8 protein-coding genes and 3 pseudogenes are annotated in these 8,921 nt (G+C 28.7%); 1 reads left to right on the top strand and 10 read right to left on the bottom strand.

The window, feature by feature from the left end:
* Nucleotides 1–359: pseudogene (locus tag Q0J90_RS01385) on the top strand (ankyrin repeat domain-containing protein); the annotation flags it as partial.
* Between the two features lie 65 nt (nt 360–424).
* Here Q0J90_RS01385 and Q0J90_RS01390 read toward each other — a convergent pair.
* The 10 genes and pseudogenes from Q0J90_RS01390 to Q0J90_RS01435 all read right to left on the bottom strand — a co-directional run.
* Nucleotides 425–1,331: pseudogene (locus Q0J90_RS01390) on the bottom strand (Rpn family recombination-promoting nuclease/putative transposase).
* Between the two features lie 198 nt (nt 1,332–1,529).
* Nucleotides 1,530–1,979: a ribose 5-phosphate isomerase B gene (rpiB, locus tag Q0J90_RS01395; RefSeq protein WP_297276209.1), complete on the bottom strand. Its 450-nt coding sequence runs from the start codon at nt 1,977–1,979 to the stop codon at nt 1,530–1,532.
* A 40-nt stretch (nt 1,980–2,019) separates the two neighbouring features.
* Nucleotides 2,020–2,730, bottom strand: a complete 711-nt coding sequence (locus Q0J90_RS01400; RefSeq protein ID WP_297276210.1) for an acyl-ACP thioesterase domain-containing protein — start codon at nt 2,728–2,730, stop codon at nt 2,020–2,022.
* 374 nt (nt 2,731–3,104) lie between these two features.
* A complete protein-coding gene (gene pgeF, locus Q0J90_RS01405; RefSeq protein ID WP_297276211.1) occupies nt 3,105–3,821 on the bottom strand; it encodes a peptidoglycan editing factor PgeF in 717 nt (238 codons plus the stop codon).
* Nucleotides 3,814–4,050, bottom strand: coding sequence for a hypothetical protein (locus Q0J90_RS01410; RefSeq protein ID WP_028329649.1), 237 nt, complete (start codon nt 4,048–4,050; stop codon nt 3,814–3,816). The genes pgeF and Q0J90_RS01410 overlap by 8 nt, the downstream gene beginning before the upstream one ends.
* A gap of 152 nt (nt 4,051–4,202) precedes the next feature.
* Entirely contained in the window at nt 4,203–5,291 is a 1,089-nt protein-coding gene (leuB, locus tag Q0J90_RS01415) for a 3-isopropylmalate dehydrogenase (protein WP_297276212.1), read from the bottom strand.
* A 6-nt stretch (nt 5,292–5,297) separates the two neighbouring features.
* Nucleotides 5,298–5,789 (bottom strand): 3-isopropylmalate dehydratase small subunit, encoded by a 492-nt coding sequence (leuD, locus tag Q0J90_RS01420; RefSeq protein WP_297276213.1) that lies wholly within the window; start codon nt 5,787–5,789, stop codon nt 5,298–5,300.
* Nucleotides 5,790–5,812: 23 nt separating this feature from the next.
* Nucleotides 5,813–7,060 (bottom strand): 3-isopropylmalate dehydratase large subunit, encoded by a 1,248-nt coding sequence (gene leuC, locus Q0J90_RS01425; protein WP_297276214.1) that lies wholly within the window; start codon nt 7,058–7,060, stop codon nt 5,813–5,815.
* A gap of 66 nt (nt 7,061–7,126) precedes the next feature.
* Entirely contained in the window at nt 7,127–8,623 is a 1,497-nt protein-coding gene (locus tag Q0J90_RS01430; RefSeq protein ID WP_297276215.1) for a 2-isopropylmalate synthase, read from the bottom strand.
* A 69-nt stretch (nt 8,624–8,692) separates the two neighbouring features.
* Nucleotides 8,693–8,921, bottom strand: a pseudogene (locus Q0J90_RS01435) (ketol-acid reductoisomerase); the annotation flags it as partial.

The following is an 8,921-nucleotide window of genomic DNA, read 5'->3' on the forward strand; positions in this document are numbered from 1 at the left end:
TATGGAAAAGAGATAAAAACGATGAAAATAAAGCACAGTTTATAACAGGCTTTTATCCAATGCAAAATGATGACTACTCACAAACTTATGATATTGCTTCATCAAAAAATTACGTTACAATAGAAGCAACCGATGATGACGGTGTATATTATTATACATTCATAATAGAAAATAATGATTTTTATTTAGATAAATTTTCTATGGAAAAATATAATATATCAGATAATAACAAAAAAGAAGAAGAACATTATTATAATTACAAAACAGATGCTGCTAAATTTAATCACAAAAGCAGAATAAAAGCTATTGATTTAGAAAGAGGTTTCTTTAGTAAGTTAATAGAAGAATACAATAAATAAAAAATAATAAAGGGCTTTAGTTTTTTAATCAACTCAAAGCCCTTTATATTAAAATTAATTATATATTATAATTTTTCTATTTCTTCTATGCTTAATCCTGTATATTTAGAAATTATATTAACATCTACATTATCATTCTTCATATTTCTTGCCATAGATATTTTATTTTCTTTAATACCTTCTTTAATACCTTCTTCTTTAGCCTTCTTTATATCTAACTCAATACTCCTATTAAAAAAATAAGTATCTACTTCACGTTTTTTATACTTATCCATTACAGGACTATCATTAACAAAAGTACGGCATTTTTTTTCTACTTCTTCAAATATAGTATTTTCTTTCATTAAAATAGACATATCTTCCCCCTTAAAAAATTTAACCCAAGAAATGAATTCTTTATGTATATTATCAACATTTTCTCTTTTATTAATATCTTTAAAATTGAATTTAGGAAGCTCTACAAAATGAAGCTGACAATGATCTGTTAAAATATTATTATTATTTAATTCTTTTAATATATAACAGCTATGCCCTTTATTCTCATCAGTTAATATAAAATTCGTAATATTAATACTTACAGCTGGTTTTAATTCATCATAAAAAGAACCTCTATTTAAACTAGAACTATAATTATAAGCCCAATAATATAAAGCTCTTTTTATAAAATCTTCATTTCCTTTGGATTGTATTTCTATTAAAACAGTTATACCTATTTCTGTAGTAGCTTTTATATCAACAATACTTTCTTTATTCGTCATAATTTTCTGCTATATTAAATGGATTAAGTATTTCTATTTTCTTAAAAGTTTCAAAATTTAAATCTTTAAATACGGCATTAATAAAATTTAAAGCTATATTTTCATTACCTTCATGTGAAAATAAATAGCGTACAAAATAATCATTAATTCTATTTAAATTTTCAATTGTAATAGGTTCATTTAATATTTGTTTTAATTTATCCAAATCTTTCATAATATTATTATACAAAAATAATTGTAAAAGTAAAGTTTTGATTATTTTATTATTTTTGATATGTAAATTTAATAATTGATTAGAAGTTATTTAACTTATTATAATTTTTATATATAAAAATTTTATAAAAAAAGACTTTAAGTCAATTAAAAAACTCAAAGCCCTTTGTTTTTTGTAAATCAATAATAATTATAAAAATTAAATTTCCTCGCCGTTCTCTATTTTTGTAAGCAAATCAACTCTCCTAGCATGTCTTCCGCCTTCATATTCAGCATCGAGCCATTCCTTAACTATCATCTTAGCCAAATCAACACCTACTACTCTAGCACCGAAAGCTATTATATTAGAATTATTATGCTGTTTAGAAAGCTTAGCAGAATAAGGCTCACTGCAAACTGCCGCCCTTATACCTTTTACTTTATTAGCGGCAAGTGAAATTCCTATACCAGTTCCGCATATTAAAACACCGCATTCACATTCTTTGCTTACAACAGCATCAGCAACTTTTTTTCCATATATAGGATAGTCAACACTTTCTGCAGTATGTGTACCATAATCAGTAACAGTATGTCCCAATTCTTCTAAATATTTTATTATCTCTTTTTTTAATTCAATAGCTGAATGATCGCAGCCTATAGCAATTTTCATAGTTTTTATTTCCTTTCTTAGTATATTTTTTATTATAAAATTAATCTAAATTATAAGAAAACTCTAATATAGCATAAGTTTTATCATCCTCACTGTCAAACTTTAATAAAACCTTATCATCAATTAAAGCTTTCTTTACAACGATAGTATCGCCTAAAGCAGCAGGTACTCTGTATTCTATTCTTATTCTTTTATAATAATCATCAACATAATCTATTGCCATATCAATATATCTTGCATTGTTTACATGATTATTATCATCTATAAAATATTTTTTTACTTTAAATCTATCAACTTCTTTTAAAGCATTATTATCAACTTTTATTTTTCTAGGCAAATAATTCATCTCCTGCTTCTCATCAAATTTAAAATTTTCTATAATCGAAGAAGGCACTCTAATTAAATTACCATTAGATAAATCTACAAATCCTCCTATAGCATAGCAAATAGCAAGCTCATTATAATTTTCATCATATATTACAGTATTTCTATAACCATAAGCCTCATTACATTCATATACATAAGTGCGTACTATCACTTTATCGCTGTATTTAGGAAGTTTGTATATATCAACCTGCCTTGATACTAAAAACATACTGACATTATTTTCATTAAAATATTTTGTAAGCTCTATATCAGAATCTAATTGAAAAAATGAACAATCCTGCATCAAATCAAATATAGATGAAGTTTTTAAAAGTCCGTCTTTATCAATCTGACTAGTTCCTACGATTGTTTTCATTTCATACATAAATAATAAACCTTTCTTAAATTAATTAATATAATTCCAAATATTATAATACTAAAATTATAATTGTCAAAGTGATTAAATCATAACAATTTCATATATAATTAATATATTTAATCGTGCATTAATACTACTTTAAATTAAAAAATATATTAACATACCCCGCCCTCTAGATTCATAGATTCATTATAATTTTTAGTTTTATTAATATTTATTGATTTATAAAGAAAAAGCATACCCGCCCAATTTTGAATTAAATTTAGTGCTGAGTTTAACGCACGATTAATATAATTTTGATAATTAATGAAATTTGAAAAATGAAACTATTTTTAATTATTAGATTTAGTTAAAAAACTTTATATTAAGCATAATAATTATTATAATATTACACCAAGAGTAAGCATTCTTCCAACCTGAACCCCATCGCGTCTGTAAGAATAAAAAACTTCATCATGAGTATTAAGATGAGAAAGTTCTATATTATTTTCTAAAAGACCCGATGCCAACATCTGCTGTTTTATTTCCAAACCATTATCAATATGCCACTTATTATTAATCATAGTTTTATTTTGAAAATGTACAGCAACTTCATCTCCTACCTCATAATCCTTTTGGGCTATATAAGGACCAATATAAGCATACATTTTTGAAGGATTAGCATTGTATTCTTTTTTCATTAAAGAAATTGTTTTTGCTGTAATATTTTGAACAGTTCCTCTCCATCCTGAATGAATAGCAGCCATCGATTTGCTTTCATCACAATAAAGTATTATAGGCACACAATCAGCTGTTTGAACTATTAAAGGTGTATTTTTAAGATTAGTTATTAAAGCATCTGTACCTTCAACAAGATTTTCTCTTCCTCCAAATAAATGAATGTTAGATTCATCTATTTTAACTATATTGTCTTTATGAACCTGATGCATAAAAATAGACTTATTTATATCAAAATTAGTATATTTAAAAAACTCTTCTTCTTTGTATTTTCTATATTCCAAAGTGATATCTTTAGCATTAATATTATATCCCTTTGAAAGTACAGCTATATATATTTTTTGATTATTATTTTTGGCAGAATATAAAATATTATTCATTCTTTAATCTTTTTATTTCTTCTTCTAATTCTTTAACTCTTTCTGTAAGCTCTTTAGTTTCATTTCGGGAATGCTCCATAATACTTTCATATAAAGTAAAAAATTTTTTGGCATATTCCAACTTATTTTTTAATTCACTTATCTCTTCTTTATAAACATCTATTTTGGACGAAAGCAATTTATTATCTTCCTGAAGCTCCAAAATAAGTTCTTTATCACTATATTCCACTTCTACAAGCCCTCAAATTACTTAATTCATATAATATCTATTATGTACATTATAAATCGATTGTCAAGTATAATTACACAATATTATTGCAGTAATCAGAAAATAAACTACAAATTCTTAATTACTGCAATAATCATAATATATCAAACGTATTATATGTTAGATACTATTATATCTCCCATCTCAGAACATTTCACTTCTTTATATAAATAAGCCATCATATTGTGTTTAGGCATTATATCACGTGTTCTATAACCTTCATCTATAGCTCTAATAACAGCATTGTCAATATCATCAGCTTCATCATTCATGCCAAATGAATATCTAAACATCATGGCAAGTGAAAGTATAGTACCTATAGGATTAGCTAAATCATTTCCAGCAATATCAGGTGCAGAACCATGAATAGGTTCATATAATCCTAAATTTCCATCAGAAAGGCTTGCAGAAGGCGCCATACCAATAGATCCGCTTATAACGCTAGCTTCATCAGAAAGTATATCTCCAAACATATTTTCTGTAACTATAACACCAAATTGTGAAGGATTAGATGCAATCTGCATAGCAGCATTATCAACATACATATCATTATATTCTACATCGCTGTATTCTTTAGCTAAATCATTCATAACTTCACGCCATAATTTAGAAGTGTGAAGAACATTTGCTTTATCAACAGAAGTTAAAGGTCTTTTTAAATTTCTAGCCAATTCAAAAGCAACCTTACCTATTCTTCTTATTTCTGTTTCAGTATAAAGCATAAAATCTGTAGCCTGCCTAACACCGTTTACTGTTTCAAATTTATGCTCTCCGAAATAAACTCCGCCCGTAAGCTCTCTAACCATGATAAAATCTATCATATCCTTACATATAGTTTCTTTAAGAGGAGAAGCATATTCTAATGATTTTAATATTTTTGTAGGTCTGATATTTGCATAAAGATTCATCTCTTTACGAAGTTTTAATAAACCTCTTTCAGGTCTCTTATCAGGATCAACTTTATCCCATTTAGGACCGCCTACAGAACCTAAAAGAACAGCGTCAGACTTAATGCATTTTTCCACATTTTCATCTGTAAGAGGCACTCCATACTTGTCTATAGAACATCCTCCCATATCCACATATTCAAGATTAAACTTATGAGAATATTTTTCAGATATTCTATTGAGTACATCAATGGCTTTACCTACTACTTCAGGACCTACGCCATCTCCTTTAATAACAACAATATTTTTTTCCATAAATAATCATCCTTTATAATTTTTTATAGAGTTCAAAAGCCCGTTAGAGTTAATAATATTTTTTATAAACTCCGGAAAAGGCTCTGCTTTATAACTTTCATTTTTAGTTATATTCTTTATTATACCATTATCAAAATCAACTTCAACTTCATCGCCTGCATTTATTTTCTTGCTTGCCTCATCGCATTCTAATATAGCAAGTCCTATATTAATAGAATTTCTATAAAATATTCTAGCAAAAGAAGAAGCTATAACGCAAGATATTCCAGATTCTTTAATAGCAATAGGAGCATGCTCTCTTGAAGAACCGCATCCGAAATTATCTCCTCCAACCATTATATCGCCTGACTTTACTTTACTTACAAAATCTTTATCAATATCTTCCATACAATGAGCAGCAAGCTCCTTATGATTGGAAGTGTTTAAATATCTTGCCGGAATAATAACATCTGTATCAACATTATCACCATATTTATGAACAAAACCTTTAGCTTTCATTTACAATATCTCCTTACAAATAATTATTTAGGCTCTGTTATGTATCCTGTTATAGCACTGTATGCAGCAGTAGCAGGACTAGCCAAATACACCTTTGAAGTTTTATCTCCCATTCTTCCTACAAAATTTCTATTAGTTGTAGTAACCGCAACCTCATCATGTGCAAGTATTCCCATATATCCGCCTAAACAAGGTCCGCATGTAGGAGTTGATACAGCACAGCCTGCATCAATAAATATATCCATATAACCTAATTTTATACATTCTTTATAAACTTTCTGAGTAGCAGGGATAATTATACATCTTACATTTTTAGCTACTTTCTTTCCTTTTAATATATTAGCAGCTGTTGCCATATCGGATAATCTTCCATTAGTACAAGAACCAATAACAACCTGATCAACTTTTATATCTTTTAATTCTTTAGCTTCTTTTGTGTTCTCTGGTAAATGAGGACAAGCAACTGTAGGCTCTATAGAAGACAAATCAATATCATACTCTTTTTCGTAAACTGCATCATCATCAGCTTTGAAAACAGTATAATCTCTTTTTACTATATCTTTTAAAAACTCAATAGTTTGATCATCTACTTCAAATATTCCGTTTTTTGCTCCTGCCTCAATGGCCATATTAGCAATACAAGCTCTATCGTCCATAGTTAAAGATGAAACTCCTTCACCTCTAAATTCCATAGATTTATACAATGCTCCGTCAACTCCTATCATACCTATAATATGAAGTATAACATCTTTACCGGATACATTTGGTTTTAATTTTCCTTTAAGATTAAACTTAATAGCAGAAGGAACTTTAAACCAAACCTGGCCTGTAGCCATAGCAGCAGCCATATCTGTACTTCCTACTCCTGTAGAAAAAGCTCCGAAAGCTCCGTAAGTACAAGTATGAGAGTCCGCTCCTATTATAACTTCACCTGGTGCTACTAAACCTTTTTCAGGTAAAAGAGCATGCTCAACTCCCATATCTCCTACATCATAATAATTTGTAATATCATGCTTATTGGCAAAATCTCTGCATTGTTTGCATTGTTCTGCAGCTTTGATATCTTTATTCGGAGCAAAGTGATCCATAACCAAAGCTATTTTTTCTTTATCAAAAACTTTATTGAATCCATATTTTTCAAATTCATTTATAGCAACAGGACTTGTTATATCATTTCCTAAAACTAAATCAGTTTTAACCATAATAAGCTCGCCTGCTTCAACTTTATCAACACCTGCATGTGCTGCTAAAATTTTCTGAGTAATAGTCATATTAGTATCCTTAAATTAATTTAAAAATAGTAAAGAGGCTTATATAAAGCCTCTTATAAATAATTATTATAATTTATTCAAACCATTAATATAAGCCATTAAGCTAGCCTCAATAATATCTGTACTGACAGCTCTGCCGATTACAGTTTTATCATCAGAAGCTAATCTTACAATAACCTCTCCCAAAGCATCCTCGCCTTCAGTGATAGCATTAATACTATAATTTACTAATTTAGCTCTATTAGATGTAACAGTATCGATAGCACCGAATGCAGCATCAATAGGTCCGTTTCCTTTTCCTATACCTTCCACAACATTTTCTTTATTATCAAGTATAGATATGGAAGCAAAAGAAGATATAGAATCACTGTCATTAACCATAAAGCTTTTTAAAGTATACATAGGATTTTCTACATTAGTATTTCCTATTAATAATGCTTCAATATCAGTATCAGTAACTATTTTCTTTTTATCAGCTAAATTTTTGAATTTTACAAATGCATCTTCCAAAGCCTTATCATCTATATCATATCCCAAAGATTCAATTCTATCTTTGAAAGCATGCTTGCCTGAATGCTTACCTAACACCATTTTATTCTGAGGTATTCCTATATCTTCAACATTCATAATTTCATAAGTAGAACGTTCTTTCAATACTCCATGCTGATGTATTCCTGCCTCATGAGCAAATGCATTGGCACCTACTATAGCCTTATTAGGAGCAACTACCATACCGGAAATTGTAGATAATAATTTAGAAATTTTATAAATACGTTTAGTATTAATATCGGTATAAGCATTATAAAAATCTTTTCTAGTTTTAATGCCCATTACAATTTCTTCCAAACTTGCATTACCGGCACGCTCACCTATGCCATTAATAGTACATTCCACCTGAGTAGCTCCAGCCAAAACAGCAGACAAAGAGTTAGCAGTGCCAAGTCCTAAATCATCATGGCAATGCACAGATATATCAACATTTTCTATACCTTTAACATTCTCTTTTAAATACTTTATCAAATCTGCCATTTCTAACGGAGTAGTATATCCTACTGTATCAGGGACATTTATTGTAGTAGCACCATTCTCTATTGCAACAGAATATGCTTTGGCTAAAAATTCTCTATCGCTTCTTGAAGCATCTTCAGCAGAAAACTCTATAAAATCAAATTTTGTTTTAGCATAAGAAACAGATTCTTTTATTATTTCTAATACCTGCTCTCTAGTCATCTCTAATTTGTGCTTTAAATGTATATCGCTTGTAGCTATAAAAGTATGAAGCATAGGATGTTTTGCCTCAGTAAGTGCTTCATAAGCTCTGTCTATATCCTTTTTATTGCATCTTGCCAAACTTGCTAATTTAGCATTCTCTACAACTTTACTTACTTCTCTTATAGCATTGAAGTCATCATCAGAACATATAGCAAATCCTGCTTCTATAACATCAACACCCAATTTATCTAATTCAGCTGCCATCTCTAATTTTTCAGCCAAATTCATAGTACAACCAGGAGATTGTTCTCCATCTCTTAAAGTAGTATCAAAAATCTTAATCTTTCTCATTGTTAAAACCCTTTTATAATTAAACATCATTTACTTAAAAGATGCTTTGGATTACAAAATGTATAATAATTACTGTTTAATCCAACTCATCATTTTTCTTAACTCTGCACCGACTTTCTCTAATTTATGCTCGCTTTCTAATTTTTTAGTAGCATTAAATTTAGCTTTGCCGCCTGCACTAAACTCTTGAATAAACTCACTAGCAAAAGTACCGTCTTGTATCTCTCTTAATACTTTTTTCATTTCTTTTCTAGTTTCTTCAGTGATCATTCTTCTTCCAGTTCTGTAATCGCCGTAT

Origin of the sequence: uncultured Brachyspira sp., assembly GCF_944390595.1 — a bacterium.
Lineage (GTDB): Bacteria > Spirochaetota > Brachyspiria > Brachyspirales > Brachyspiraceae > Brachyspira.